This is a genomic window from Nonomuraea sp. NPDC005730, assembly GCF_040630865.1.
In the GTDB taxonomy this organism is placed as follows: Bacteria; Actinomycetota; Actinomycetes; order Streptosporangiales; family Streptosporangiaceae; genus Nonomuraea.
The window spans coordinates 1-25,144 of the sequence record NZ_JBEXYK010000069.1 but is presented as its reverse complement, the minus strand read 5'-3'; the positions used below and the strand labels follow the sequence as shown (position 1 = coordinate 25,144).

At 72.5% G+C, this 25,144-nt stretch carries 21 protein-coding genes; 12 read left to right on the top strand and 9 right to left on the bottom strand.

The genetic code is table 11. From position 1 onward, the window contains the following. Nucleotides 1-140: 140 nt before the first annotated feature. Complete coding sequence (locus tag ABZ444_RS43930; RefSeq protein WP_358010139.1) at nt 141-1,988, top strand: S8 family serine peptidase; 1,848 nt, start codon at nt 141-143, stop codon at nt 1,986-1,988. A 186-nt stretch (nt 1,989-2,174) separates the two neighbouring features. Here ABZ444_RS43930 and ABZ444_RS43925 read toward each other — a convergent pair whose 3' ends face one another. The 4 genes from ABZ444_RS43925 to ABZ444_RS43910 form a co-directional block, all read right to left on the bottom strand. After that, nucleotides 2,175-3,386, bottom strand: a complete 1,212-nt coding sequence (locus tag ABZ444_RS43925; RefSeq protein WP_358010138.1) for an NAD(P)/FAD-dependent oxidoreductase — start codon at nt 3,384-3,386, stop codon at nt 2,175-2,177. A gap of 157 nt (nt 3,387-3,543) precedes the next feature. Beyond that, nucleotides 3,544-4,002 carry a hypothetical protein gene (locus tag ABZ444_RS43920; RefSeq protein WP_358010137.1) on the bottom strand — a complete coding sequence of 153 codons (459 nt, stop codon included), beginning with the start codon at nt 4,000-4,002 and terminating at the stop codon, nt 3,544-3,546. 42 nt (nt 4,003-4,044) lie between these two features. Beyond that, on the bottom strand, nt 4,045-4,575 hold the full coding sequence (locus ABZ444_RS43915; RefSeq protein ID WP_358010136.1) for a hypothetical protein: 531 nt from the start codon (nt 4,573-4,575) through the stop codon (nt 4,045-4,047). Between the two features lie 55 nt (nt 4,576-4,630). Further along, on the bottom strand, nt 4,631-5,587 hold the full coding sequence (locus ABZ444_RS43910) for an NAD-dependent epimerase/dehydratase family protein (RefSeq protein WP_358010135.1): 957 nt from the start codon (nt 5,585-5,587) through the stop codon (nt 4,631-4,633). A 184-nt stretch (nt 5,588-5,771) separates the two neighbouring features. Between ABZ444_RS43910 and ABZ444_RS43905 the strand changes: the two genes are divergently transcribed. Together ABZ444_RS43905 and ABZ444_RS43900 are read left to right on the top strand one after the other, a co-directional pair. Continuing rightward, nucleotides 5,772-6,350 (top strand): hypothetical protein, encoded by a 579-nt coding sequence (locus ABZ444_RS43905; protein ID WP_358010134.1) that lies wholly within the window; start codon nt 5,772-5,774, stop codon nt 6,348-6,350. Nucleotides 6,351-6,352: 2 nt separating this feature from the next. Next, entirely contained in the window at nt 6,353-9,043 is a 2,691-nt protein-coding gene (locus tag ABZ444_RS43900) for a M48 family metalloprotease (protein WP_358010133.1), read from the top strand. On the opposite strand, the gene ABZ444_RS43895 is transcribed toward ABZ444_RS43900, so the two are convergent. Both ABZ444_RS43895 and ABZ444_RS43890 read right to left on the bottom strand, forming a co-directional pair. Next, the gene (locus ABZ444_RS43895) at nt 9,044-11,095 is read right to left on the bottom strand and encodes a SpoIIE family protein phosphatase (RefSeq protein ID WP_358010132.1); all 2,052 of its coding nucleotides are present in this window, start codon (nt 11,093-11,095) and stop codon (nt 9,044-9,046) included. 80 nt (nt 11,096-11,175) lie between these two features. Then, a complete protein-coding gene (locus ABZ444_RS43890; protein ID WP_358010130.1) occupies nt 11,176-11,733 on the bottom strand; it encodes a TIGR00730 family Rossman fold protein in 558 nt (185 codons plus the stop codon). A gap of 107 nt (nt 11,734-11,840) precedes the next feature. Here ABZ444_RS43890 and ABZ444_RS43885 point away from each other — a divergent pair, with 107 nt between their 5' ends. Then, entirely contained in the window at nt 11,841-12,746 is a 906-nt protein-coding gene (locus tag ABZ444_RS43885; RefSeq protein ID WP_358010129.1) for a polysaccharide deacetylase, read from the top strand. Nucleotides 12,747-12,787: 41 nt separating this feature from the next. Here the strand turns inward: ABZ444_RS43885 and ABZ444_RS43880 are convergent, their stop codons facing one another. Together ABZ444_RS43880 and ABZ444_RS43875 are read right to left on the bottom strand one after the other, a co-directional pair. Next, on the bottom strand, nt 12,788-14,287 hold the full coding sequence (locus ABZ444_RS43880) for an alpha-L-arabinofuranosidase B (protein WP_358010128.1): 1,500 nt from the start codon (nt 14,285-14,287) through the stop codon (nt 12,788-12,790). 568 nt (nt 14,288-14,855) lie between these two features. Continuing rightward, the gene (locus ABZ444_RS43875; RefSeq protein ID WP_358010127.1) at nt 14,856-15,059 is read right to left on the bottom strand and encodes a hypothetical protein; all 204 of its coding nucleotides are present in this window, start codon (nt 15,057-15,059) and stop codon (nt 14,856-14,858) included. Nucleotides 15,060-15,827: 768 nt separating this feature from the next. On the opposite strand from ABZ444_RS43875, the gene ABZ444_RS43870 reads away from it, so the two are divergent. Genes ABZ444_RS43870 through ABZ444_RS43860 form a run of 3 tightly spaced genes read left to right on the top strand, consistent with a single transcriptional unit; the run spans nt 15,828 to nt 20,874 of the window. Next, complete coding sequence (locus tag ABZ444_RS43870) at nt 15,828-16,904, top strand: hypothetical protein (protein WP_358010126.1); 1,077 nt, start codon at nt 15,828-15,830, stop codon at nt 16,902-16,904. Next, nucleotides 16,897-18,372, top strand: a complete 1,476-nt coding sequence (locus ABZ444_RS43865) for a hypothetical protein (protein ID WP_358010125.1) — start codon at nt 16,897-16,899, stop codon at nt 18,370-18,372. The genes ABZ444_RS43870 and ABZ444_RS43865 overlap by 8 nt, the downstream gene beginning before the upstream one ends. A gap of 12 nt (nt 18,373-18,384) precedes the next feature. Further along, nucleotides 18,385-20,874: a hypothetical protein gene (locus ABZ444_RS43860; protein ID WP_358010124.1), complete on the top strand. Its 2,490-nt coding sequence runs from the start codon at nt 18,385-18,387 to the stop codon at nt 20,872-20,874. 3 nt (nt 20,875-20,877) lie between these two features. Here ABZ444_RS43860 and ABZ444_RS43855 read toward each other — a convergent pair whose 3' ends face one another. Then, nucleotides 20,878-21,054, bottom strand: a complete 177-nt coding sequence (locus tag ABZ444_RS43855; protein WP_358010123.1) for a hypothetical protein — start codon at nt 21,052-21,054, stop codon at nt 20,878-20,880. A 149-nt stretch (nt 21,055-21,203) separates the two neighbouring features. Between ABZ444_RS43855 and ABZ444_RS43850 the strand changes: the two genes are divergently transcribed. The 5 genes from ABZ444_RS43850 to ABZ444_RS43830 all read left to right on the top strand — a co-directional run bounded on the left by ABZ444_RS43850 (nt 21,204) and on the right by ABZ444_RS43830 (nt 25,044). Beyond that, nucleotides 21,204-21,620, top strand: a complete 417-nt coding sequence (locus ABZ444_RS43850; RefSeq protein ID WP_358010122.1) for a hypothetical protein — start codon at nt 21,204-21,206, stop codon at nt 21,618-21,620. A 295-nt stretch (nt 21,621-21,915) separates the two neighbouring features. After that, entirely contained in the window at nt 21,916-22,515 is a 600-nt protein-coding gene (locus tag ABZ444_RS43845; protein WP_358010121.1) for an RNA polymerase sigma factor, read from the top strand. Next, nucleotides 22,508-23,383 carry a hypothetical protein gene (locus ABZ444_RS43840; protein ID WP_358010120.1) on the top strand — a complete coding sequence of 292 codons (876 nt, stop codon included), beginning with the start codon at nt 22,508-22,510 and terminating at the stop codon, nt 23,381-23,383. Before ABZ444_RS43845 ends, ABZ444_RS43840 begins: the two co-directional genes overlap by 8 nt. A gap of 114 nt (nt 23,384-23,497) precedes the next feature. Then, nucleotides 23,498-24,058, top strand: coding sequence for an RNA polymerase sigma factor (locus ABZ444_RS43835; RefSeq protein WP_358010119.1), 561 nt, complete (start codon nt 23,498-23,500; stop codon nt 24,056-24,058). An 8-nt stretch (nt 24,059-24,066) separates the two neighbouring features. Further along, entirely contained in the window at nt 24,067-25,044 is a 978-nt protein-coding gene (locus ABZ444_RS43830; protein ID WP_358010117.1) for a hypothetical protein, read from the top strand. Nucleotides 25,045-25,144: the final 100 nt, after the last annotated feature.

Below are 25,144 nucleotides of genomic sequence, written 5' to 3'. Positions count from 1 at the left end.
CCGATTCTTCGTCGGCACGACCCAGACCGATGTGATCTATGACAGATATTTCAGTATTGCCTGACTCGCTGTCATATGCGATGTTCCGCTCACAAGCCGCATGAGCACAGCTCATGTCACCCCCGGAGAAAGGCGTTTCCATGCGTCGAATCTCAACCCTGTTAGCCCTGGCCTCCGGCGTCTGCCTGGCACTGTCCGGCTGGGCCACCGCCGCCGAGGCCAACTCCCCGGCCGCCGCCGACCAGCAGCGCTACATCGTCCAGCTCTCTGGCGTGTCGCGAGCGCAGGTGGCGAACGAGGCGCAGCAGCAGGTCACGGCGCACAAGGGCGTGCTGGTGGGAACCTACCGGTACGCCTTCAACGGCTACTCGGCCCTCTTCACCGCCGAGGAGGCCGCCAAGCTGAAGGGCGAGCCCGGTGTGCTCACCGTCGAGCCCGACCACGAGGTGCACGCCTTCGCACAGACCGTACCGAGCGGCATCAAGCGGATCTACGCCGACCAGAACATCAACCTCGACATCGACGGCACCGACGACGTCCGCATCGACGTGGACGCGGCGGTCGTGGACACCGGCGTCGACCTCGACCACCCCGACCTGAACGTGGTGGCCAGCACCAACTGCACCAGCGGCGTCTGCTCGGGCACCGGCGACGACGACAACGGGCACGGCAGCCACGTGGCCGGCACCATCGGCGCCATCGACAACTCCGTCGGCGCGGTCGGCGTCGCCCCCGGCGCCCGCATCCACGCCGTCAAGGTGCTCAACTCGGCGGGCTCGGGCACGCTGGCCGGCATCGCCGCCGGTCTCGACTGGGTCGTGGCCAGGGCGAGCACGATCGAGGTCATCAACCTGAGCCTCGGCTGCCAGGGCTGCAGCAGCTCCGCGATCAGCAACGCGATCACGAACGCCACCAACGCGGGCATCGTCGTCGTCGTGGCCGCCGGCAACAGCTCGGCCGACGCCTCCGGCTTCTTCCCCGCCAACCACCCCGACGTCGTCACCGTCTCGGCCGTGACCGACTTCGACGGCCAGCCCGGCGGCCTGGTCGGCACGATCACCGTGCCGTGCCGCACCGACGGCGCGACCGACACCGACGACACGCTCGCCTGGTTCTCCAACTACGGCACCACGGTCGAGGTCGCCGCCCCCGGCACCTGCATCTACTCCACGTGGATGAACGGCGGCTACAACACCATCAGCGGCACCTCCATGGCCAGCCCGCACGTCGCGGGGGCCGCGGCCGTGCTGACCAGCGGCTCGCACAAGCCCACCACCCGGGCGGGGGCGCTGGCCGTACGGGACAAGCTCAAGGCCACGGGCAACCTCAACTGGACCGACGACGCCAGTGACGGGGTCAAGGAGCCGCTGCTCGACGTGCACGACGCCACGCAGTACCCGCCGACGACCGGTGGCAACCAGCCGCCGGTGGCCGCCTTCACCCAGTCGTGCGACAACACCACGCGGGTGTGCTCGTTCAACGGCTCCGGCTCCAGCGACCCGGACGGGACCATCGCCTCCTACGCGTGGACCTTCGGCGACGGCTCCACCGGCAGCGGCGCGACCGTGTCGCACACCTACGCCGCCGCGGGCACGTACACCGTGGCCCTCACCGTGACCGACAACGGCGGGGCCACCAACTCCACCAGCAAGAGCATCACGGTCGGGACCACCCCCGGGAACTGCACCGGCTACCAGACGCCGTTCTCCGGCAACCTGACCAGCGGGCAGAACGTGTACTACCCGAACAGCTCCGGCTACACGGCCGCCGCCGGGACGCACCGGGCGTGCCTCGACGGGCCCTCCGGCGTGGACTTCGACCTGTACCTGCAGAAGCAGGGCATCCTCGGCTGGACCACGGTGGCCAGCAGCGCGGGCAGCGGGCCTGACGAGTCGCTGACCTACAACGGCACGGCGGGCACCTACCGCATCCGCGTGCACGCGTACAGCGGGTCCGGCGCCTACACGGGCGGCTACACCAAGCCGTAACCACCCAACTCCGCGACCCCGTGCCCCACACGGGGTCGCCCCCGCTTCCGGCCCCGCCCACGCTTCCTCCGGCCCACGCTTCCTCCGGTCCACGCGCCCCTTGGATCCGCGTGCCGGCCCGGATCCCGGGGACGTCGCGCCCGGGGCGTGCCACAGCCGCTCACGAGCCCGGCTCGCCGGGGATCGTCACGGTCGCCGGCCCGTGCCTGTTGTCGCCGTGAGCCGGGGTTCGATCTCCGGGAAGGAGCCGTCGCCGAACAGGATCCGCGCCGCCAGCGCCCGACCGGCACGGGTGCGCAGGACGGTCACCGCGGCCTCCGCCACGACCGGCGACCGGATCCCCGCCGACAGCCGCCGCAGCAACAACCGGCCCCGGAACCGGGCCCGCAGCGCGGCCCCGTCGTACCGCCTCAGCACCCCTCGGTCACCGGTACGCAGGTACTCGTCGATCACCGCCGCGGCCAGCTCGGACATCCGCAGGCAGGGGTCCAGCCCACCGGCCGTCAGGGGCGACACCGCGCCCGCCGCGTCCCCGACCAGCAGCCCGTCCGGGCAGGCCAGCCGCCGCAGCACGCCCCCGACCGGGATCGGACCTCCCCTGCGCTCGACCGGCCCGGCGGGCGCCGTGCGACCGGGCGCGTCGGCGGCGAAGGCGTCCAGCAGACGGCGGACCCCGGCCCGCATCGCTCCCGGCTCCCCCGCCACACCCACGTGGGCGTGCCGCCCGTCGTCCACCACCCACCCGAGGTACCCCGGAGCCACCCGAGGGTCCAGCACGCAGTGGAACGCCGGGACACCCGAGCCCGGCGCGACCGCATGAACGATCTCGGCGCCGACCAGGAAGCGCCGGTTGACGTCGAGGCCGAGATCACGCGCCACCCGCGACCGCGCCCCGTCCGCCCCCACGACGAACCTGACCCCCACCACCTCCACCCCCACAACGCCCACCGCCGCGTCCGCGCCCTCCACGCCCTCCGCGCCCTCGGGGCACGCCGCGCCGCTCGTGCTCTCCAGTCGTACGAGGCCCGCCGAGCTGCCCGTGTATCGGACGCCCAGCAGGACCCGAGCCCCGGCCGACTCCGCCGCGCGGCGGGCGTGTTCGTAGACGGCGGCCATGTCGGCCACCCGGAACTCGTCCCTGTCGCTGGTGAGCCGGATCGGCGAGCGCCGCGACGGCGGATACAGCAGGACGTCCCGGACACCGGGACCGAGCAGGTGGTCGGGCAGGTCGAAGTCATCGAGCGTGCGGCGTACGAAGATCCCCGTGGTCCGGACGCCGGCCGACAACGACCTGCGGCGGTCGACGACCATGACGTTCAGCCCCCGCCGGGCGAGCAGGCGGGCCGTGCTCAACCCGGCCAGCCCCGCCCCCACCACCAGGACGTCCACTGTCTGCATATTCCGGGACGTTAGGCGCGTCCCCCCACCCATGGGGCAGTCTGCACGGTACCCGCCCTCAACCTTCACACCCCCACCACACCACCGGCGGCACGTTCACTCGAAGGCCCGAGACCGGCAGCCAGGGCCGCAGCATCGCGCCCGCGGGCGAGGACCGTCAGCGCACCGCGCCCACGACCGCCTTGCCCTCGCGGGCCGCCGCCGCGTAGAACGGCGCCAGCGCCTCCAGCCCTTCGTACGCCCCGCCCGCGTGACCGGCGCCGAACCTCCACCCCTCCTCGGCCAGGCCCCGCGCGACCGCCGCCACCTGGGCGGGATCCAGCGCGAACGGCGGACCGTAGCCGACCTCGCACCCCGCCATGTCGTTGGCGCCGTCCTCGCCGGTGGCCGCCGCCAGCCAGGGGAAGCACTGCCTCCACCGCGCGGTGCCGTGCTCGGCCTCGGCCCGTCCCTCGGCGATGGCGGTGAGCGAGCGGTGGTCGTCCGCGAACAGGTCCGTCTCCAGGGGGAGATCGCGCAACCGGCCCTCGAAGACGGCCCCGATGACGGCGGGGTCGGCCCGTACGGACTCCAGCAGCGCGGCCTCGATCTTCGCGAGGCTCAACCTCATCGACACGATCACGAATCGTACGCGGCGCCCCGGCACGCCCGGACGCCCCTAGAGTGCGGCGAACGGCCCCCGCTCCACCACGATCACCTTGTCGCCGGCGTACCCGTCCAGGTCAGGGGCGTTCCAGCTCTCGCCCGGCCTGATCTGGTGGAACCGGAAGGTCGCGTTGGTCTCGTTCGCGGTCACGAGGCAGCGCACCGGGCCGGGCGGATGGAGGGCGCGGGCGAGCCGGCCGACCTCCAGGGCGAGCGCCACGCCGTGCAGCAGCAGGACGCGCTGGCCCGCCTCGCCGATCAAGGGCGCGTGGCCGACGGGAACGACCTCGACCGGGACGAAGTCCTCCAGATGCACGGAACTCCGGTCGCACTCCCAGCCGGTGAGGTCGTGGAAGGGCGCGGGGGCACGTCCGGCGCCGTCCGTCGAGGCGGCCCAGCCGATCACCTCACCCTGCCGGACGAGCCCCTGAGCCACCCGTTCCCGCAGGCCGGCGGCGAGGCCACCGGGCGGTGCGAGCATGGCCGGGCCGCCCATCATGCCGAGCAGACCGGCCGCGGAGTCGTTCATCGTCACGCGCAGCACGCCGTCCATGATCCCGGTCAGGGCGCGCCCACGCGAGCGACCAGGCGGCCGGGGGTCAGGGAAGCAGGTGGAGGAGGTCGGCCTCCTCGTCGGCGGTGAGGCCGGCGCGGGTCACCCGGTGGCCGGAGTCGCGCAGCCAGGCGAGCGTGTCGCGGGCCGTGTCGGCGACCGGGCGGATGCGCAGACCGGCGGCCAGCGTGGCGGAGGTGTCCCGGGCCATGAACCCGGCGTATTCCGGCAACGGCAACCACAGCGGCAGCGAACGCGGCCCGGCCCACGGCTCGACCTCGTGCCCGGCGAGGAACTCCTGACCGGCCCAGACGAGCTCCGGCGCCACCGCCAGCCCCTCGGCGATCATCGCCAGCAGCTCGCCCCTGGTGAAGGGCATGGAGATCCCGTCGTACGGGCCGGTGAGCCCGGCCTGCGCCGCGTCGAGCGTCCAGGCCGCGAGATCGCGTACGTCGACCAGCTGCACCAGATCGCCGGGCGAGCCCGGAGCCAGCACGGGGCCGCCGCGCGCCAGCCGCTCGACCCAGTAGGTGAACCGGTCGGACTGGTCCTCCGGGCCGACGATCAGCCCGGCCCGTACGTGCAGCGCGTCGTCGCCGAGGATCTGCTCGCACGCCACCTTGGCCGGCCCGTAGTTCTCCGGGTCGCTCTCGTCGGCGCCGGCGGGCAACGGGTCGTGCAGGACCTGGTTGACCCGGGTCGCGTCGGAGTAGACGCTGCACGACGAGACGAACGTGTAGTGACCGGCCCGGCCCGCCAGCTCCGTGACCGCACGCCGCACCTGGCTGGGCAGCCTGGCGACGTCGACGACCAGGTCGAACGCCCCCTTCAGCGGCGCGAGCCCGCCGTCCGCGGACCGGTCGACCCGGACGAACTCCACACCCGAGGGCGGTTCGCCGGCCACGCCGCGCGCCGCGCACACCACCTCGTGCCCGCGATCGCGGGCCTGTCGCGCGATCTCCCTGGACAGAAATCTCGTGCCGCCAAGAACAAGTGTCCGCATGCCTGCCATCCTCGCCCACCCGGCCCGGCCGGACCCACGCCCTTCACTTCCAGCGCAACACTTCCCCGGCGGCGCGGCGGCCGTGAAAGAGGTCGATCGCATTCCGCAGTCATGTATCCACGAAGCGGCGGACATGCTCTCATAGGGGTGATTCGGGGACTCAGTTCAAGTCAGGCGAGGAGACATGCCCGAACCCGGCTCCCCACAACCCGGCTCCCCAGAACCCGGCTCCGCACAACCCGGCACTGCCGGCGCCGGCTCCCGCCGTACGGCGCCGACCATCGAGGAGACCGCCCGGACGATCCTGCTCGACGTGGCCCCCGAGGACGTGCGGTTCCTGCCGCTGGCCTGCGCGGACTTCTTCGGCAACCCGACCGCCCGCAGACGCGCGGTCCGCGCCACGCTGCGCGGACGTGAACGCGACCAGCCCACCGGCTTCGACGCGGGCGAGGGCATGCAACTCGTCCTCGGCGTGGTGCTGACCCTGCTCAACGGCGTTGCCTGCGAGGTGCTGACGGGCATGACGACCGAGCGGGTCGACCGGCTGCGGGCCCGGTGGCGGGAGCGCCGCCGGCGCAGGGCGCTGACCTCGGCCGTCGCCCCGCAGGCCGAGCGCACGCCGTTGCCCAGGGTCAGCGCGGTCGAGGCGGCGGCCATCGGCGCGCAGGCGGCCGAGATCGTGCTGGCGGCGGGGATGTCCGCGGAGCTCGCCCAGCGCGTGAACACGCTGCTCGCCGCGGCCCTCATCGACCCGCGGCCCTGACCGTGCGCCCGCCCGTCGGCCCCTCCCGGCAGGCGCCGGCCGGCGCGCCCGCGGTGCCGCCTCCGCCGAGGCTGGACCCGTTCGCGCTGCCGGCGGCGACCACGGCCCGCTTCCTGCTCATGATGGTCGTCGCGGTCACCAGCGCCGTGCACCTGTACCTGGTCCTGCTCGACCGGTACGTCGCCGGCGGCACGGACCTCGGCCCTCGTGGCTGCGCCCTGGCCGCGGGATCCGGCGCGGGACGGATCCCCGACGGCGTCCTGGTCTCCGCCTACGTCGAGTGCGTCCAGCGGGAATCGGCGCGTACCGGGTGGATGGTGATCGGCATGGTGGCCGGGCTGCTCGCCGTGGCCGTCGTGATCCACCTCCTCCACCCCCGCCTGGTCATGCTCTCCCGCCCGCGACCGCTGGCCCAGTTCGCGGTGGACGAGGGCATGGCCGCCGTGGTGCGGCGCGTCGAGGACACCGTCCGGGCCCTGGCCCCCGGGACCGAGGTGTACGTCGCGACACTGCGCGCGAGCGCGAGCGGCCGGGCCTTCGGCCGCCGTCCCCGGTACCGGATCATCCTCGACCTCGGGCTGCTGCGCGCGGCCGACGCCGACCCCGGGCAACTCGACACCGTCCTCGCCCACGAGCTGGCCCATCTGCGCAACAAGGACGTCGGCCTGACCACGTTCGCCTTCGCGATCTGGTGGGCGTACCTGCTGGTCGTCGCGCTGCCCCTGCTGCTGCTCGCGGCGGTCGAGCCGGGGCTGCTCGCCGTCCTGCCGTGGCGGCTGGCGGCCGTGCTGGCCCTGCTGTGGTTCGCCCGCACCGCGGTGCTCAGGACCAGGGAGTACTACGCCGACCTGCGCGGCTGCGCCACGCCGGACGGCGAGCGGCTGCTCCTGGACACGCTGACCCCCGCGCGGGCGGACGACGGGCGGCGCCGGCGGGACCGGGGGCCGTTGTCCTTCCACCCCGGCGACGAGGAGCGGGCGGGCGTCATCCGCGGCGCGCCCCGGCTGTTCAGGATCGGCGTGGTGGAGTCCGCGGCCGCCGGCGTGCTGCTCGGACTGGGGTACTCGCCGTGCGTCCACCTCGTGGAGATGATCTTCGCTGCGGACGTGGCCTCCCAGTTCAGCCCGGCGCGCCTGGCCGTGGGGGTGCTGTTCGGGGCGCTGGCCACCGGGGCGGTCGCGGGCACCGTGTGGCGGGCCGGGCTGCTGGCGCAGGCCACGCACACGCGTCCGCCGTCCACGCTGCCCGCCGCGCTGGCGCTGACGGCGGGCTTGGTGACCGGTCAGCTCGTCGCGCCGCCGCTGGCGACCGCGGCCGGCTCGTGGGCCGACATCCTGGCCAGGTCCCCCGTGATCGCGGTCGTGCTGGCGGTGCTGCTCGCCGTCCTGTTCCAGCTCATGCTCAGGTGGGCGGTCCTGTGCGCGTCGGTGTGGCTGCCGCTGGCCCGGCGGGTCCGTACGGCCGCGCTGGCCGGTTCGGCGCTGTCGGCGGTGATCTTCGGGGCGTGGCTGAGCTTCTGGTTCGACATGATCGCGTGGATGATCAACGCCGCGGCGGGCTGGGACATCCTGTGGTACGGCCTGTACAGCGCCGCCCTCAACCCGACGTTGCAGCTCTGCGTCGTGCTGGCCTGCGCCGCCGCGTCGGTCGGCTGGGCGGCGCGGCGCGGCCTGCCGCCCCGGCCCCTCGCGGCCGTCTGGCGGGACGCGCCGCCGAGCCGTCTGGCGGCCCCCCGCATGCCGCTGCCGGCGGTCAACGTCACCGCGCTGGCGATCTGCCTCGCCTACGCCGGGGTGATGATCCCCTTCTACGGGTGGCTCCGCTCGGCCCTCGGCGGCGTGCCGCTCAAGGGGGCCGTCCCCATGGCGGACGCGGCCGGTCACTTCACCCCGTTGCTGATCGTGGCGACCATCGTGGCCCTGGCCGGGGCGTTCTGCTTCGGCCTGGCGGCCGGAGGGCGGGGCGGCGCCGCGCCGGTCGTGGCGGGCACCGGGGTTCTGATGTTGCTCGCCGTGTTCGGCCTCGGAACGCTGTTCGTGGCCCATCTGGCCGCCACGGTGTGCGGTGCCGGGCTGTTCTCGTCCTGCATGGCTTCCTTTCCGCGCGTGTTCGACCTGTCGCAGAGCGGGCCGATCTTCACGGTCGGGTTCACCGGGCTGGTCGTCACGGGCGCCGCCGCCGCGTGGCTGGGCAGCGCCCTGCGCGGCGCCGCGCAGGCGCTGTCCGCCGCAGGCCCCCGGCCTTGGGGAGCGCGTCCGTGGCACGGCGTCACCGGGCGGCCGGTCGGCGCCGTGTTGTCGCTCGTCCCCACCGCGCTCGCTGCGCTGCTCTTCGGCTACCTGGCCGTCAACACGCTGTCCGCCACGGGCAGCACGCCGGTGCCCGTCGATCGCGCGGTCGTGGCCCGCGAGCTCCGCGCGGCGCCCCGGGGCCCGCTGCCGCCGGCACGCGCCTGCTCGGCCGTCGATGCGGTCAGCTCCGGACTGCTGTTCACCGACACCTTCGACTTCTCCCGCGTCATCGCGGGCATGGCCGGCAGCGCCGGGTACGCCATGGCCGCGCGCGACCCGGCCCTCCAGGCCATGGGACGCGAGACCGCGACCGCCCTGCTGGCCGGCGACTCCGCACGGGCGATCCGCGCCCATGACGCTCTGCGCCACCTGTGCGTGGTCACGGGCGCGCTGCCCGCCTGATCAATCCTCCGCCGCGGGCGGGAGCCGCAGGGCGATGACGGCGATGTCGTCGAGGCCGGTGCTGGGCAGGCCGCTGAGCACCTGGTCGCAGAAGCTCTCCAGCGGCTCGGCGGCGAGCGACTCCGCCACCCGGCGCAGCCGGCCGAGACCGAGGTCGAGGTGCTCGCCCGACCGTTCGATGAGCCCGTCGGTGTAGAGCAGTAGCGTGCTGCCCGGCGGCAGCGGCTCGGTCCGGGAGGCGCGGGTCTCGTCGTCGGAGAAGCCGAGCAGCGGGCTGACGGCCCCTTCCAGGAAACGTCCGTGGCCCTGGGCGGTGACCAGCAGGGGCGGCGGATGGCCGGCCACCGCGAACCGCAGCCGATGACCGCCGTCGCCCTCCTCCACGCGGGCGAACACGCACGTGGCCGTGACCTCGGAGGACAACGACTCCATCGCGATGTTGAGCCGGGTCAGGATCTCGCCGGGCGGCTCACAGCGGTCCATCGCCAGCGCCCGCAGCATGTTGCGCAACTGGCTCATCAGGACGGCCGCCGACAGGTCGTGTCCGGCCACGTCGCCGATGACCAGGGCCGGGACGCCGTCGGGCAGGACGAAGGAGTCGTACCAGTCGCCGCCCACCTCGGCGGCGCTGGGGCTGGCCCGGTAGCGGGCCACGATCCGCAGGCCGGTCAGCCGCGGCGGCTCGGCGAGCAGGCTGTACTGCAGGGCCAGCGCGACCTGCTGGGTGCGCTGGAAGCGGATGGCCCGGCTCAGGGCGTCGTGGGCGTGGCCGAACATGTTGCCCAGCAGCGTGATGTCGGCCCGGTTGATCGCCGGACGGTCGCCGCACGTCACCACCCCGACCACGGCGGGGACCGCGCCGTCGACCACGACCGGCAGGACCAGCATGCTGTTGGCGCCGCTGGCCGTCAGCCACGCGCGGGTGCTCGCCGGCGCCAGGTCGGGCGGCGGGCACCCGGCGGGGAACGTCTGCAGCACGGGCCGCCGCCGGCGGACGACCGTCACGAAGGCGTTGCCTTCGCCGACCTGCTCCTCGCTGTACGGCGACAGCGGCACCAGGCCGCGACGGGCCGCGGTGACCAGCCGCTCGACGACGAACGGCGCCCCGCCGCGCCGATCGCCGGTGAGGTCGGTGATGAGGTAGACGCCGCAGCCGTCGGCCAGTTCGGGCACGATGACGTCGGACAGCGCGCCGAGCATCTCCTCCAGGCTGGTGAGCTGGGCCGTGGCCGCCGCGGCCTTGTCGAGGAGGCGCTGCCGCCGCTGTTCCTGCCACTGCTCCTCGATGTCGGTGCACGACCCCACCCACTCCACGACCTGGCCGTTCTCGCAGATGGGCACGGCGCGCATCTCGAAGTGCCGGTAGGAGCCGTCGGCGGTGTGCAGCCGGTAGACGTGCTCCCAGGTGTCGTTGGCCCTGCTGACCGCCCGAACCCACGACCTGATCGTGTCCTGGCGGTCGTCGGGATGGACCATCTTCAGCCAGCCCTGGCCGCGGTGCCCCTCCCACGGCTGTCCGGTGACCCGCTCCCAGCTCGGGCTGGGCTCGTGCACGTAGCCGTCGCGGGTGGTCACCCAGACGATCTGTGCGCTGACCTGCATCAGGCTCTCGTAGCGGCGCAGGATGCGGCGGCGTTCCTCGGCGAGGGCCTCGATCCGGCGGGCCGCGGTGACCTGGTCGGTCACCTCCATCACCACTTCGAGCACGCCGTAGTCGCCGGGCCCGAAGACCACGCGCGACAGGCTGGAGGTGAAGAACCGCCGCTCGTCGCACTGCGGCCCGACGACGTACTCCGGCTCCGCCGTGGTGACGAACGGCTCGCCGGTGGCGTAGACCCGGTCGAACTGCGCGCGGAAGTGCACCTGGACGAACTCCGCGAACGCCTCCTCGACCGGCATCCCGGTGCGGCTGTCGGCGAACAGGGAGCGGTAGGCGGCGTTGGTGTAGACCAGGCGGTGGTCGGGGCCGCGCGCGACCGCCACACCGACCGGCGCCGGTTCCAGCACCTCGAACGCCAGCCCGCTGCCTGCGGGCTCGCCGTCAGCCCCCATCGTGACCTCCCCCGACGGCCACAGCCTCCCCCACCCCTACCCGCGCACGATCCACCCCGAACGCGCGCCGCGGGGGCCGGTCAGCCGCCGGCGCCCGGCGGGACCAGGCCCGACTGCTCCTCCAGGTAGGCGATCGCCCCGACGCCCTCCTCGGCGAAGAACACCAGCTCGGTGAGGGGCAACGGCAGGAAGCCCTCCGCCTCCATGCGCTGGAACTGCTGCTTCAGCCCGTCGTAGAAGCCCGCGGTGTTCAGCAGCACGACCGGCTTGGTGTGCAGGCCGTGCTTGCGCAGCTCCAGGATCTCGGTGGCCTCGTCGAGCGTGCCGCTGCCGCCCACCATGATCACGAAGCCGTCGGCGCGGGACAGGAGTTGCGCCTTGCGCTCGGCCAGGTCGCGGGTGATCATCATCTCGTCGGCGCCCGGCCGGGCCTTGTCCGCCAGGAACTCGACCGAGACGCCCACCAGGCGGCCGCCGGCCTCCTGCACGCCGTCGGCCATGACCTTCATCAGGCCGCTGTCGGAGCCGCCCCACACCAGGGTGTGCCCGCCCTTGCCGATGAGCTCGGCGAACTCGCGGGCGGGGCCGGTGTAACGCTCGTCGAGGTCGGCGGCGGAGCAGAAGACGCAGATGTTCACGCCGTAACTGTAGGCGAACCTGCCCAGGCCAGGGCACCCGGGAAGGATCTCCCCAAGATCCGTCGAGCCCGGTGCCCGTCCGTCATGGCGGGGGTACGTCCTGGTCCATGAAGAAAGCCATCAACGTCTGCTTCGGCGTGGACGTGGACGCCGTGGCGGGCTGGATCGGCTCGTACGGCGGCCAGGACTCGCCCAACGACATCCAGCGGGGCGTGTTCGCCGCCGAGGTCGGGACCCCGAGGCTGCTGCGCCTGTTCGCCCGCGAAGGGATCAGGACGAGCTGGTTCGTCCCCGGACATTCGGCGGAGTCGTTCCCCGACCAGATGCGGCGGATCGTCGAGGCCGGGCACGACGTCGGCGCGCACGGCTACATGCACGAGAACCCGGTCGCGATGTCCGCCCAGCAGGAGGAGGACGTCCTGGCGCGCAGCCTGGAGGTGCTGGACAAGGTGCTCGGCGTCCGGCCCCGGGGCTATGTGGCGCCGTGGTGGGAGATGTCCGCGCGGACCGTCGAACTGCTGCTGCGTTACGGCTTCGGCTACGACCATTCGCAGTCCTACCGCGACTTCCAGCCCTTCTACGCCCGCAAGGGCGAGCGGTGGACGCGCATCGACTACGAGCAGGCCGCCTCGACCTGGATGAAGCCGCTCGTGCCCGGCCAGGAGGTGGACCTGGTGGAGTTCTCGGCGAACTGGTACCTGGACGACCTGCCGCCGATGATGTTCATCAAGAGCTCGCCGAACAGCCACGGCTTCGTCAACCCGCGCGACCTCGAACAGCAGTGGCGCGACCAGTTCGACTGGGTCTACCGCGAGCTGGACTACGCCGTCTTCCCCGTCACGCTGCATCCCGACGTCAGCGGGCGTCCCCAGGTGCTGCTGATGCTGGAGCGGCTCATCGCGTACATGCGCGGGCACAAGGGGGTCACGTTCATGTCGATGGCCGAGGCCGAGATCGACTTCCGCGCCCGCTACCCCTTCGACGGGCGGGCGCGCCCGGCCGACATGCACTGAGCCGTCCCCGGCCGCGGGCCGGGGACGGCTCGGGCCCCCGTCTATGCCCAGGGCGGCCCGACGACCCAGCTCACGTCCGCCGCCCAGGAGGCGGCGTTGTCGAAGGCGTGCGAGCCGCCGTTGCTCGCGAGGTAGACGGTGTTGTCGTAGTGGCGCAGGAACCGGTCGGGGAAGTTCGCGGCGGCGAACGACGTGCCCTGGCCGCTCTTGCCCGCCTGCGGGCAGAAGGTGGCGTCGGCGGCGAACAGCGCGCTGCCGTCGTCGTGCTGCCGGTAGAGCTGGTAGTTGCGGTGCCGCAGGTAGTCGCCGGGGTAGTTCCGCGACTCGAACGACACGCACGAGGCCCCGGCCAGGCCGCCGCGGACGATCCACGTGGCGTCGCTCCTGTCCAGCGACGAGCTGCCGGAACCGATCACCGACGTGACGACCTGGTCGTTCTGGTGGCGCAGGTAGCGGGTGGTGCAGCAGGCCGTGGTCGCGCGCAGCGAGACGGACGCGCCGGGGGTGAGCGTCCCGTCCGCGCCGCCGCCCGTGGTGGTGTAGCCGGCGGCGACGATGTTCGCCTGCACGGCGTTCTCGGTGGCGGTCGAGGGGTAGCCGGCGGTCATCACGCCCTCGTAGAAGGTGCCCGCGGAGCCGTTGCTGTTGTCGCCGCCGATCCCGAGGATGATCGCGCCCTCCTTCTTCATGGGGTTGTAGCCGGGGGCGTTGGGACGGGGGCCGTCGTAGTAGGTGGACAGGCCCCCGGACCGGGCGTTCCCGGCGCGGATCGCCCAGTGGTTCGGCTCGCCCTTGACGACGGCGGTCAGGTAGCGGTGGCCGACGCTGGGGTCGCCCGGGTTGTAGCCCGGGTTCACGCCGGAGAACAGGCCGTTCTCCAGGTCGGCCATGACCCAGGGGCCGTTGCCGGTGCCGTAGCCCCAGACCTTGATGTCGCCGAAGTAGATGGCCTCCATGGTGCCGTTGCCGTTGTCGCGGCTGTTGGTCTCGGCGTTGCCGTAGTCGAAGCAGCAGCCGCCGTTGTGGTGGGTGCCGTCGAAGACGGCGTACATGCCTTCGGGCTGGTCGCCCTTCGCGACGCCGTTGGTGACGTTGTCGCGGTAGCCGGTGCCGGGGGTGACCCGCACGCCGTACGCCTTGTGGCCGTCGACCAAGGTCGGGGCGGCGGTCGCGATCGCGAGGTTGTCGTACCCGCCGGGCGCCGGGCCGGGGAAGCCGCCGGGGGGCGCCTGGGTGAGGTGGTTGCCCCGTCCGGACTGGTCGTAGAGGACCGTGATGAGGCACGTCGTGCCGGCGCAGAACGTGTCCTGGGCGGCGGCGTCGGCGTAACCGCCCGCGGCGAGCAGGCCGATGTCGCGGGTGGCGTTGTCGGAGGAGCGGCGGACCTGGTAGAGCGGGCCGTTGTAGGCGCCGTACAGGGCGCGGGTCGTGCTGTGGGCCGCCACGCAGGGGGTGCCGCCGGCGGCGTAGATGTCGCACGACTGCTGGGTGGCGGCCCGCGCCGCCGAGGGAGCGCCGGCGAGCAGCCCGGCGACGAGCACGACGGCGGCTCCCGCCTTTTCGAGAATGCTTGATGTGGACCGGGACCTCATCACTCGACCTCCGCTTCTCCTGGAAATTCCAGGCACGGGAACGCGCACTCACGCGCACGCCACAAATGCCCTCCGACCTGCCGCGTCACCGGGATTGTCGCAGCGATGTTATCGCTAACATAATTACCGGCGAGAACCTCCGGACAGGGATAAGAGACTTGACCGGCCCACTATGAAACGAAATCCCACAACCCGTCAAGCTCTGCTCTGCCCGTGTTCAGCGGGACCCGCTCACGCCGTTTCACCCAGCCGCACCACGACGAGCACTCCGGACGTCAGCCTGCATCCGGTAGGCGTGCCGGCGCTCCACAGCGAGCCGACGGTGAGTGACGTGCCCGCCCGCGCCGGTCGGGGAGCACTACGGGTAAGCGAGGCCCGCAGGGCTCGCTCACGTCGTGGGGCCTCTGCCGTGACCGGAATGCCCGCTCACACGTCGCGACAGGTACCGCCTTCCTGCGGCACCTGGCCCAAGTCCCATGGGAGACGGCCCGGCCGGCGCCGGCCGAGACGTCTCCCATCAGCCGATGTCCCCGTCGCGAGGTGTGACGTCACTCTCGCCGGCGCCGAAGGAGTGTCGCCACTCAAGGGCGGTGAGCACACTCCCGACGACTGCCAGAACGGATCCGCCGATCAGGAGCGGGACCGCCCAGGACTTCGGGTCGGACAGCATGGTGGCGACGATGAGGGTGGCGGCGCTCCAGAAGGAGAACGCGGACGCCATCACCACCACCCTGCGAAGAATTCGTATACCACGCCCCGACGTCGGCCTACTGCGATCCAATATTCAGTTCCTCGATCATCGGCAACAGCGATCCGGAATGCTGATCATGGTACCTGCCCGTCTTGACCTTGAACCAGATCCCGTTCCCTTGTCGTGGTTCAGCCCGCAGACGACTCCCAGCGGTATGCCGATGATTGTCGAGGCACTTATCCCGCACAATGCCCCCCGAACCCGATGATCGCACCGAGGCCGGCCGCGAGGAGGTTCGCGGCGGAGTAGCTCAGGTAGTGGACGCAGTCGCCGCCCTTCGCGTTGCATTTCTTCCCGGTGCAGCCGCCCCCTGCGTTGCAGAACTGCGCCGAATGGCTGCCGTACTGCTTGGCGGACATGCATTCCGAATGGCTGCCGGCGAAGGACTTGCAGCCGCCGTCACCGAGGCGTCCGTCGCCGTGGACGCGTAGTTGCCCGAGACATGGTGAACTCGCCACCTTGCGTGCCTGCGGCCGGCAGGCCGTTGATGGTGCCCTGCTCGGGAACCGGAGTGCCGCCCTGGAATGCCTGGGCCGTGGGGGCGGCGGGCAGTGGCGCCTCGGCCCCGCGGGCGGCCGGCCTCCCGGACCGCCGGAAACCAAATTAATCACCGGCCGCTATACCTGACGTCTGTCCGCACAATTTCCGACCGGCTCAGTACGATTTCCGGCGACTGTAACAACTCGGATACTGTTGGTCGTCCTCCGTTCCGTCCGGCACGATCGCGTGTCAAATTCAATGCGTCATGCCGACGGGAGGGGTCGCATGCAGAATTTACCCACGCTGACGATCGCCATGATCGGCGCCTCGGGTTCGGGAAAGTCCACTTACCTGCACGGTCTCTACGCGAGCATGACGCGCGGCGTCGACAATTGCAACCTGCACGAGCTCGACCCCAATGCCGACGTCCGGCTGGTGGAGACGTGGCAGGAACTGGGGCAGGGCACGCTCGTGCCGCGCACGCTGGACAAGCCCACCAATTACCGGTTCACCTTCTCCCGGGAGATGCAGGCGACGGCGATCCTCGACTGGACCGATTTCCGCGGCGGGGCACTGCACGATTTCGTCGGCGTGGACGGCTCCCTCGACACGCAATTCCTGCTCGACAAGATATCCCTTTCGAACGCCATCTTCGTGACGCTCGACGGCGAGCACTTCCGTAAGCCCGTGAGCCCCGAACGGCGCGAGCCGCTGGCCCGCGAGATGGTCATTCACCGGATTTCCAGCGTGCTGACCGAGACCCTCACCCGCAGGACCGCGCGCGGGCTGACATGGCCGTCGATCGCCATCCTGCTCACCAAGGCGGACCTCATCGACTGGGGCGGCAGCTCGGGACGTACCCTGACCAGCGTCGTCCAGGAGGTCAGGGACCTGCTGCCGGTGGCCTTCCAGCCGCGCGTCTGCGCCGCGGTCTGCCCCGTGACGGTCGGGCCCCTGCAGCCCATGCCGGGCGGTCACGCCCGGCCGGACGGCGTCGACCCGAACGACGTGCATCTCCCGCTGCTGTTCGCCATGACGCACTACTACCGCGCCGCCGCCCACCAGGACGACCTGCACCTGCGCGAACTCGCCTCCCGGCGCGGCGGCATCGGCGCGCAGCTGGCGGCGCTGCCGCCGACCAGGCGGCGCGCGGTGCGTGACCAGCGCCTGCGGCTGGAGCAGGAGTTACGGGCGGTCGAGGAAGCGATCGGCCACAACCAGCGGCGTTTCGAACGTGCCACCCGGGAGATCTCCGCGCTGACCCCGCGGCTGCGCAACCTGCGCGTGTTCGAAGGCGGGGCCCCGGCGCGCTGGGCGGTCAACCGCCGTGGCTGACCGTCTCTGGACACCCGTGGTCTACGGTCGTACCGCCAAGGCCGACGTGTGGTGGCGGGTCCGCCCGCCGGGGATCGACCGCGAGTGGCTGGAGAGCGCGGTGTACGCCGTCCTCGCCGACGGCAGGCAGCTCCAGGGGAGCCCCCGCTTCCTGATCAGCGTGCGGCCGGGCGCGCGGCTGGTGGGGGTCGCCTGCCAGGCGGCCGAACTGAGCGCGTCGATGCACTCCGACGGCACCCGGGAGATGTACTGCTTCGTCGGCTGGTTGTCCGCGGCCGACGCCGGAGGTCCGGAACTGCCCGACCTGTACGAGTGCTATCCCCGATGGGCCGGCGACGTCTACGAACGGTACTTGCGGCCCGTGTGGAACGCCCCGGTGAGCCAGGTACGGCGGCCCGATCCCGGCCGGGCCGTTCCGCCGCCGTGGCCGGTGACGGCGCCGCCGCCGGTCGACCGGCACGTCGTGCTTCAGCCGGTGATCCACCTGGACGACTGGGACATCGTCTGGAACCACGCCCTCGCGGGACCGGCTCCGGCCCGCGTCGTGCTGGGGTGGCGGACGGCGGGGCCGGCGGGGCAGTCCGCCAGGAAGGGCGTCACCCACCTGGGGGTGCTCGACCCCGACGTCCCCCGCCTGGACCGCGGGGGTCCCTCGCATGAGCGCGAAAGGGCTCGGGGCGGTGGTGGGGTTCCGCACCCGTCCCTCGACGCTCCCGCGCCGCCACGCACGGACGCCGGGCCGCCGCACACAGACGCCGGGCCGCCACGCATGGGCGCCGGGCCGCCACGCGCAGACGGCGCGCCGCCGCGCACCGGCGCCGCGCCGCCACGCAGGACCGGGGCCCTGTCCTCGCGCGCGTTGCCGGTCCTGATCGGCGGGTCGGGCGTGCTCCTGGTGCTGATCGCCGGCGCGGTCGTCGTGCGGGCCTTCGACGGCGCCGCGCCCGCTCCGTCCCCGGCCCCGTCGCTCCACAGCTCGGCCCCCTTGCTCCACAGCACGGCCCCCTCGCCCCTCACCCCGGCCCCGTCGCCCCTCACCCCGGCCGCGTCGCCCCTCACCCCGGCCGCGACGGGAAAGACGCCGCCGGCGAGTCCGCCGAGCGGGACGCTGGTCGTCGTCAAGTCGCTCGGCCTGAGACCGAGCGGCCGGAAAGTGGTGCCCGGCTTCGAGACCGGCCGCGGCCCATGGCTTCGGTACGGCCCCGGCAAGGGCGTCACCCTCGAGTTCGCCCCGCAGCCGCCCGTCATGCTCGGCCGGGCCGACACCGCGGCGGGATGCGAGAAGGACGCCGGGTACCAGCCGCCGCCCGCCGATCTCCCGCACGTCCCGGTCGGCGTCGCCAGCGTGACCTGCGTGAGCGTGCCCGGCACGCCGGACCGCCTCGCCGCGATCCAGGTGATGGAGCAGGCGCAGGACTCGGCGCGGGTGACCGTGCAGGTCTGGGAATTCGCGAAAGAGACCGACTAGAGATGGCGAGGCGTGGTGGACGCGTCCGATATTCAGGTCAGGATCAACGCCGTACTGGCCCAGCGGCGCGAGCGGCGGGCACAGGCGGAGGAGGCGTACGCGGCGTGGGAGGCGCTGCGGCAGGCGTTCGCGGACCTGGTCGCCCTGGTCGAGAGGATCCGGCGCGACGACTCCGCCGACGAATCGGGCCACGGGCTGCGTGCCGCCCTGAGAAGCTTCCTCGACGACGGTGACGCCAGGGGCGTGCTCGCGGAGCTGACCGAGGCGGCCGTCCACCTGCAGGCGGTACGGGGGCGAACGTCCCGGACGACGCTCAACATCGGCGTCATCGGCCAGACCCAGATGGGCAAGAGCACCCTGCTGCGGTCGATCTCCGGCCTGGACCGGCTGCCCGTGAACGTGTTGCCGACCTCGCAGGACTCGCTGCCCACCACCGCGACGCGCAGCCGGATCTCCAACTCCGACGCCGCCCGCGCCGAGGTCGTGCAGCGCGACTTCGCCGAGTTCAGGGACGTCTACCTCGAACCGCGCCACCAGGCGCTGGGGCTGCGGGCGCCGTCCACGATCGAGGAGTTCGCCGCCTACCCCTATCCGGCGTGGGAGAGCTACGCCCAGGACCCGCGCTCGGCCGAGCACGACCTCACGTCCGCGCCCGAGCATCTGCGCCGGCTCCGCGAGGCCCAGGCGTCGCTGCACTCCTACCGGTCGCAGCTGGTCCGCGACCAGGTGCGTGAGATCCCGCTGGAGCAGGTGGCCGACCACGTCTCCTATCCCCCGGCGTCCGCCCCGCTGGACGCGCCGCGCCCCTACCTGGCGGTGCGGGACGTGCGGATCTACTGCCCGTTCCCGAACAACCCGGTTCGCGACCTGACGTTGATCGACCTGCCCGGCACGCAGGAGCGGGGCATCGACGTCGCCCAGCAGTTCATGTACGACCTGCGCAACGAGGTTGACCTGCTGCTGCAGATCAAACGGCCCGGCCACACCTCGGTGCACTTCAGCGAGAGCGACGCCGAGATCCAGCGGCTCGCGCGCTCGGCGAACGCCGGAGCGGACATCGGCGACTTCATGATGATCCTGCTCAACCACGACACCGCGCACACCGACCTGAGCCAGGACCAGTTCGACACCGCCTCCCGGCAGGCCCGGGGCGCCGTGGGCATGCACGGCATCCAGGTGCTGCACGCCGACGTCGTCCGGGACGACCAGGTGCGCGGGCGCGTGCTGGCCCCCGTCCTGTCCCATCTGGCCGAGCGGCTGGCGGCGATGGACCAGGCCGCGTTCGCCGCGGCGCGGGCCGGCACCGAAGCCGCCGGACGCCGCGCCGTCGAGGCGGTCGCCGTCCTGGCCGAGGCCCTGCGCGGGGAGAACGTCGTCCTGCCCACGGAAGACGCGATCGTGAGCGAACTCGTCACGCGGATCCTCCGCGGGCTCTCCAACGCCCTGGGCGACATCGTGGACGAGTACCTGCGGCGGGTGCAGGAGGGACGGCGGACGGAGGAGCTCGACGCGGCCGTGGCCGCCGCCGCGGACGAGGTCAGGACGTGGATCGCCGCCGGCTTCGGCCGCGGCGCCGCCGAGGAGTGGTACGACGAGGTCCGGGCCGACGCCAAGCGGCTGCGGCTCGACACGGTGGAGCAGGAGTTCATCCGGAGCCGCCATCACGTCTCCGACACCTTCAAGAAGGTCGTGGACGCCTCCATGGGCCAGGCCATCGTGGAGCTCCAGCAGCGGGTGACGCAGGCGTTGTGGGCCCATCTGCCGCAGGAGACGTTGCCGGAGGAGCGGTCGCTGCCGGCCCTCGCCGCGGCGCTCGGCGAGGACGGGCACGTTACCCTCGCCACGACGGTGTCCGACCTGGCCCAGCTGAGCTCCAGCTACGGCGCCCGGAGCCTGTTCCTGCGGATCGTGCAGCCGATCGTCGTGGACATCGACGTCCGGGGGAAGATCCCCGGCGGGCACGAGCCGCGGCGCGAGGGGAGCAGGTCGTCCGAGCAGCCGTCCCGGCGCCGGGACGACAGGCGCGCGGACGACGACGATGACGTGCCCGCCTGGGCCCGGCGTAACAAACCTGACGATTCCAGCTCGTGGTCGGCGCCCGAGCCGAACGACGTCGAGCGGCCCGCGGCTGACGGGCTGACCGTGGAGGCCGCGCTGAAGGCGGTCTCGACCGAGCAGCGCGCCGAGGAGACCGTGCGGTGGGTGTCGGAGACGCTCACCAGCATGGTCGAGCAGGCGCTCGGCCGCCTGCTCAAGGAGCTGGAGGTCGAGTCGGCGCTGGCCGTCCGGGCCCTCTACGCCTGCGCCGACCAGTTCTTCGACGGCTTCCTGCGCGGGCAGCGCACCAAGCAGGAGCTGCGCGACCTGTGCCGGGCGTCGCTGGAGCGCGCGCAGCCCGACGACGGGCCGGTGCGGCTGGCGTCGATCCTGCGGGAGCTGGCCACCGGCGGCACGGCGGTCCGCCACGCCTTCGAGGCGTACGACCGCCTGTCGATCTCCTGAGGCTCATCGATCCGGTACCGCGCCTGGATCGCGGCTCCCGCCAGGGGTGAGGAGGATGCCGACGGCCGCGCCGAGGATGAGGATGGCCACGTCCGCGATCCGGTCCATCCAGAAGGCGACCGTGTTGTCGACGGCCAGGAACTGGACCGAGATGCCGCCGTTGTCGCGCACCCACCGCATGGACCGCGGAGACGCCGCCTCGACGTCCGGGGCGGGCTCGGAGAGCGTGATGCTGTCGTTGTGTTCGCGGTACCGGATCTCGCCTGCGACGGGGGTGGCGCCTTTCGCCGGGTCGACGAGATCCAGGCCCGGCGAAGGCGACGGTCAGCATGTACTCGCCGGCCCGCTGGTGGACCGGCACGACGACCACGGAGAAGCCGTCGACGCCGGTGGGTCTGCTGGGCTCCGTCCAGGCGGCGGACCTCCGCCCGGCGGCGGTCTTCGGCACGGCGGCCGAGATGGGCTTGAACGCCGACTCGCTCCTGCCTTCACGTGACGGTTCACCGATGCTGAAACGGGTCGGCGTCAACCGCGCGTCCAGCGCGAACCGGAAGGTCTGCCCGATGGGCCGGGAGCTCTTGAAGGAGACGGTGAGGAAGCCGGAGGCCGGATCGTCGTCGAAGAAGGGCTGGGTCTGGCCGGTGCGGGTGCGCTGCTCGACGAGGAGGGTCCGGGCGGTCAGCGTGGCCGGAGGGCCGTCGGCCGGTTTCTCGGCGGCGACCTGGAACGGCATCAGGCCGTCGTAGGACGGCGACTGCGGATACTCGCCCGACCAGTAGAACGCGTAAACGACGCCCGACAGCAGCAGGAGAGGGATCGGGGACAGCAACACCGACCGGACGCGACGTAAGCGCGAACGCATGTGACGCCCTCCTGCACTTCGGCGGAATCGGCGATGGAACCAGCCTATTCGGCCACGCCCTCGACGGCGGCTGACCGCCTCCCGGGATGATGGGGGCGTTCCGCAGGTGGTCGCAGGGAACCGCTCGCGGCCGGTCAGGCAACAACGGTTGTCCTGATTCATCGCCGAAAGGCCACGAAGTGAGCGCCCCGAACCCTACGGAAGGTGATGACGCCTCCCATGTCCAACGATCCCTGCACGAACCGGAAGCCTTCGCCGAGCTGTTCCGCCGGCACGCCTCCGGCATCACCCGGTACGTCACCAGAAGGCTGGGGGCGGACGCCGCGGACGACGTGGTGGCGGAGACGTTCCTGACGGCGTTCCGGCAGCGCGGCCGCTACGACCTGTCCCGCCCGCACGCCCGTCCCTGGCTGTACGGCATCGCCACCAACCTGATGGGCCGGCACGTGCGCACCGAGGTGCACCAGCTGCGCGTGCTCGAACGCACCGGCACCGACCCGGTCACGGCCGCCTTCACCGACCGCAGCGACGACCGGGTCAGCGCCGCCGCGGCCCGCCGCCGCCTCTCCGGGGCGCTGGCGACGCTGCCCCGGGGGCACCGTGACGCGCTGCTCCTGGTCGCGTGGGCCGGGCTGACGTACCCCGAGGTCGCCGAGGCGCTGGACGTACGCGTCGGAACCGTGCGGTCGCGGATCAACCGGGCCAGGCAGAAGTTGCGCGGAGAGCTCGGCGGAGTCAACCCCATGGCCATCGTCAGCGAGGAGCCCGTCCATGAATGAGATGACCGAGCTCGAACGCCTCCGCTCCGAGGTGCCCGCGCCCACCGCGGACGCGCTGGCCGCGCAGGAGGGCCGGTTCCTGGCCGCGCTGGCCGCGGAGGAGGACCGCCTGCCGGCCGCCCCGCGCGTCCGCCGGCGCGCCCGCCCCCTTCTCGCCGGGCTGCTGGCCGCCGCCGCGCTCGCCGCCGTGGCCGTCCTGGGGCCGGTGGTGGCCGGCCGTGACGCCCGGCCCGCCGCGTACGCCAACTCCGCCATCGACATCGAGCTGCGCGGCGACGAGTACGTGGCCACGATCAAGGACCCGTTCGCCGACCACGCCCTCTACAGCGAGGCGTTCCGGGCGATGGGCCTGGACGTCGCCCTCGACCTGCGGCCCGCCTCCCCGACAGGGGTCGGCAAGGTCTTCCGGCTCGGCTTCGCCGGCACGACCGAGCGCGACCGCATCGGCGGCGACCTCCGGCCGGAGGGCTGCACCCCCGGGCGGCCGGGCTGCGCGCTCACCGTCACCGTCTCCAAGGGGTTCGGCGGCAAGGGGACGCTCTACCTGGGCCGCCCGGCCAAACCCGGCGAGCCGTACCAGAACAACGCCGATGCCGCCGGGAAGGGCGAGGCCCTGGAGGGGTACGTCCCGGACGGCCGCACGGTCGCCGAGGTCCTGGCCGAGACGCGCAGGCGGGGCCTGGAGGTGACGTTCCAGATCATCCGCCCCGCGCCCGACGGGGACGGCTTCTCGATGAACCCGCGGGAGCAGTCGGCGAAGGTGGGCGGCCACTGGGTGGTGTGGGCCGCCGAGCCGTACCGGCAGGGCGCGGTGCGGCTCCTGGTGTCGGAGGAGCGCGTGCCGAAGAACCCGGTGCGCGGCGGCTGACTCAGCTCCCGCTCGAAACTTCATGATTTTGCCCGAAATGATGGCCCACGAGCGCACATAGGTAGAGGTGTCAGAGCAAATGATTCGATGAGGAGATCGCCATGGGAACCGCCCGTGGATGACGAGCGGTCGGCCAGGTTCACGGCCGTCTACAACCAGGCCTACGGTCAGATCACCGCCTACGCCGTACGCCGGTGCGACTCGCCTCAGGACGCCGCCGACGTGGTGGCGGAGACCTTCGCCGTCGCCTGGCGCCGCGTGGACGAGCTGCCGCAGGGCCCTGAGGCCACCCTCTGGCTGTACGGCGTGGCGCGCAAGGTGCTGGCCAACCATCACCGGGGCGACAACCGCCGCAGGGAGCGCACGGCCGAGCTCGACGCCGAACTGGCCGACCGGTACGGCCACTCGCCCGAGACCCAGGTCGAGCTGGACGCGATCGGCCGGGCGTTCCGGAACCTGCCCGACGACGACCGGGAGCTGCTGTCCCTGGTCGCCTGGGAGGGGCTGGAGCGCGAGGAGATCGCGACGGCGCTGGGGTTGTCCCGCAACGCCGTACGCATCAGGCTGCACCGCGCCCGCAAGCGCCTGTCGCGCGCCTTGACGTCGGCGGGAGTGCACGTCACCGCAGAGAGCCGGCTGGTCCCGGCGGAGAGGCCGTTGGGGCGAGCGCTGTGAAGGACACCATGAGGGACACCGTGAAGAACGCCGACGAGATCGCGGCGATCAAGGCGTTGGCCCGGGTCGCGCCGGGCGAGCGGGCAGGTGAGCCGTCCGACGCGGGGGCGCGGGCGCTGCTGGCCGCGATCACCGCCCAGGAGCCGGGCACGGAGCCGGGCACGGCCCCGAGTACGGCTCCGCGGGTGCGGCGGGGCATCAGGCCGAGGCGGCTGGCGTTCGGGCTGGCCGCCGCGGTCGCGCTGGCCGCCGGTGTGGTGACGGTCCCGATCGCACTGAAGGACGGCGCGCCCACGTCGTGGGCCGTCAACCTGGACGACGGGATGGTGACGATCCAGATCCGCGACTTCGACGACGCCCCGGAGCTGGAGCGGCGGCTGAAGGAGCTGGGCGTGCCCGCGATGGTGGACCACGTCCCCACGGGCATGATGTGCCGCATACCGCGCGGGAAGTTCGTGGAGAACATCCCCCGCGGTCTCTACAGCGTGCCGGAGAACATCCCCGGCGAGACCGAGGGCTGGCAGATGCGCATCAACAGCAAGCTGTTCGGCCCGGGTCAGACGTTCGTCTGGACCATCAGCGGCAAGCTGGGCACGACCACGACGTACCTGATGGAGGGCCCGGTGTCGCCCTGCGAGCCGGTGCCCGCGCCCACGCCGAAGCAGATGGAGCCGGAGTTCCGCGTCGCCACCGGCAAGGGCCGCTCGCTGGAGGGCCTGCGGGTGGATGAGAAGACCGTCGGCGAGGTGCTGCCCGAGCTGAAGCGGCGCGGGAAGAAGGTGATCTTCGCGGTCATCAGCGTCCCGCCCGGCAACCCGGGAGGGTACGGCATCGACCGCACCCAGAGCACGCCCGTCGGCGACCACTGGGTGGTCTGGGAGGCGGAGGAGAACGCCAAGGGCGTGATCCAGCTGCTCGTGACGGAGGAGCGCCTGGACAAGAACCCGGTCTACGCCGGTCCCCGCGACGCGGTCATCAAGGACTGACCGGCGGGCCCGCGCGCCTCCCGGGGAGGCGCGCCGGGGGGGCGCCCCGCGACCGGGGCCACGGGGGGCGACGATACACCCGCGGGGGGGGCGCGGGGCC

What these genes read in the sequence shown, in the direction of transcription:
- ABZ444_RS43930 (WP_358010139.1), top strand. Translation starts at nt 141, where the DNA reads ATGCGTCGAATCTCAACCCTGTTAGCCCTGGCCTCCGGCGTCTGCCTG.
- ABZ444_RS43895 (WP_358010132.1), bottom strand. Translation starts at nt 11,095, where the DNA reads ATGGGGGCTGACGGCGAGCCCGCAGGCAGCGGGCTGGCGTTCGAGGTG.
- ABZ444_RS43910 (WP_358010135.1), bottom strand. Translation starts at nt 5,587, where the DNA reads ATGCGGACACTTGTTCTTGGCGGCACGAGATTTCTGTCCAGGGAGATC.
- ABZ444_RS43840 (WP_358010120.1), top strand. Translation starts at nt 22,508, where the DNA reads ATGAATGAGATGACCGAGCTCGAACGCCTCCGCTCCGAGGTGCCCGCG.
- ABZ444_RS43905 (WP_358010134.1), top strand. Translation starts at nt 5,772, where the DNA reads ATGCCCGAACCCGGCTCCCCACAACCCGGCTCCCCAGAACCCGGCTCC.
- ABZ444_RS43925 (WP_358010138.1), bottom strand. Translation starts at nt 3,386, where the DNA reads ATGCAGACAGTGGACGTCCTGGTGGTGGGGGCGGGGCTGGCCGGGTTG.
- ABZ444_RS43855 (WP_358010123.1), bottom strand. Translation starts at nt 21,054, where the DNA reads ATGCGGTGGGTGCGCGACAACGGCGGCATCTCGGTCCAGTTCCTGGCC.
- ABZ444_RS43885 (WP_358010129.1), top strand. Translation starts at nt 11,841, where the DNA reads ATGAAGAAAGCCATCAACGTCTGCTTCGGCGTGGACGTGGACGCCGTG.
- ABZ444_RS43870 (WP_358010126.1), top strand. Translation starts at nt 15,828, where the DNA reads ATGCGTCATGCCGACGGGAGGGGTCGCATGCAGAATTTACCCACGCTG.
- ABZ444_RS43875 (WP_358010127.1), bottom strand. Translation starts at nt 15,059, where the DNA reads ATGGCGTCCGCGTTCTCCTTCTGGAGCGCCGCCACCCTCATCGTCGCC.
- ABZ444_RS43850 (WP_358010122.1), top strand. Translation starts at nt 21,204, where the DNA reads ATGTACTCGCCGGCCCGCTGGTGGACCGGCACGACGACCACGGAGAAG.
- ABZ444_RS43830 (WP_358010117.1), top strand. Translation starts at nt 24,067, where the DNA reads ATGAGGGACACCGTGAAGAACGCCGACGAGATCGCGGCGATCAAGGCG.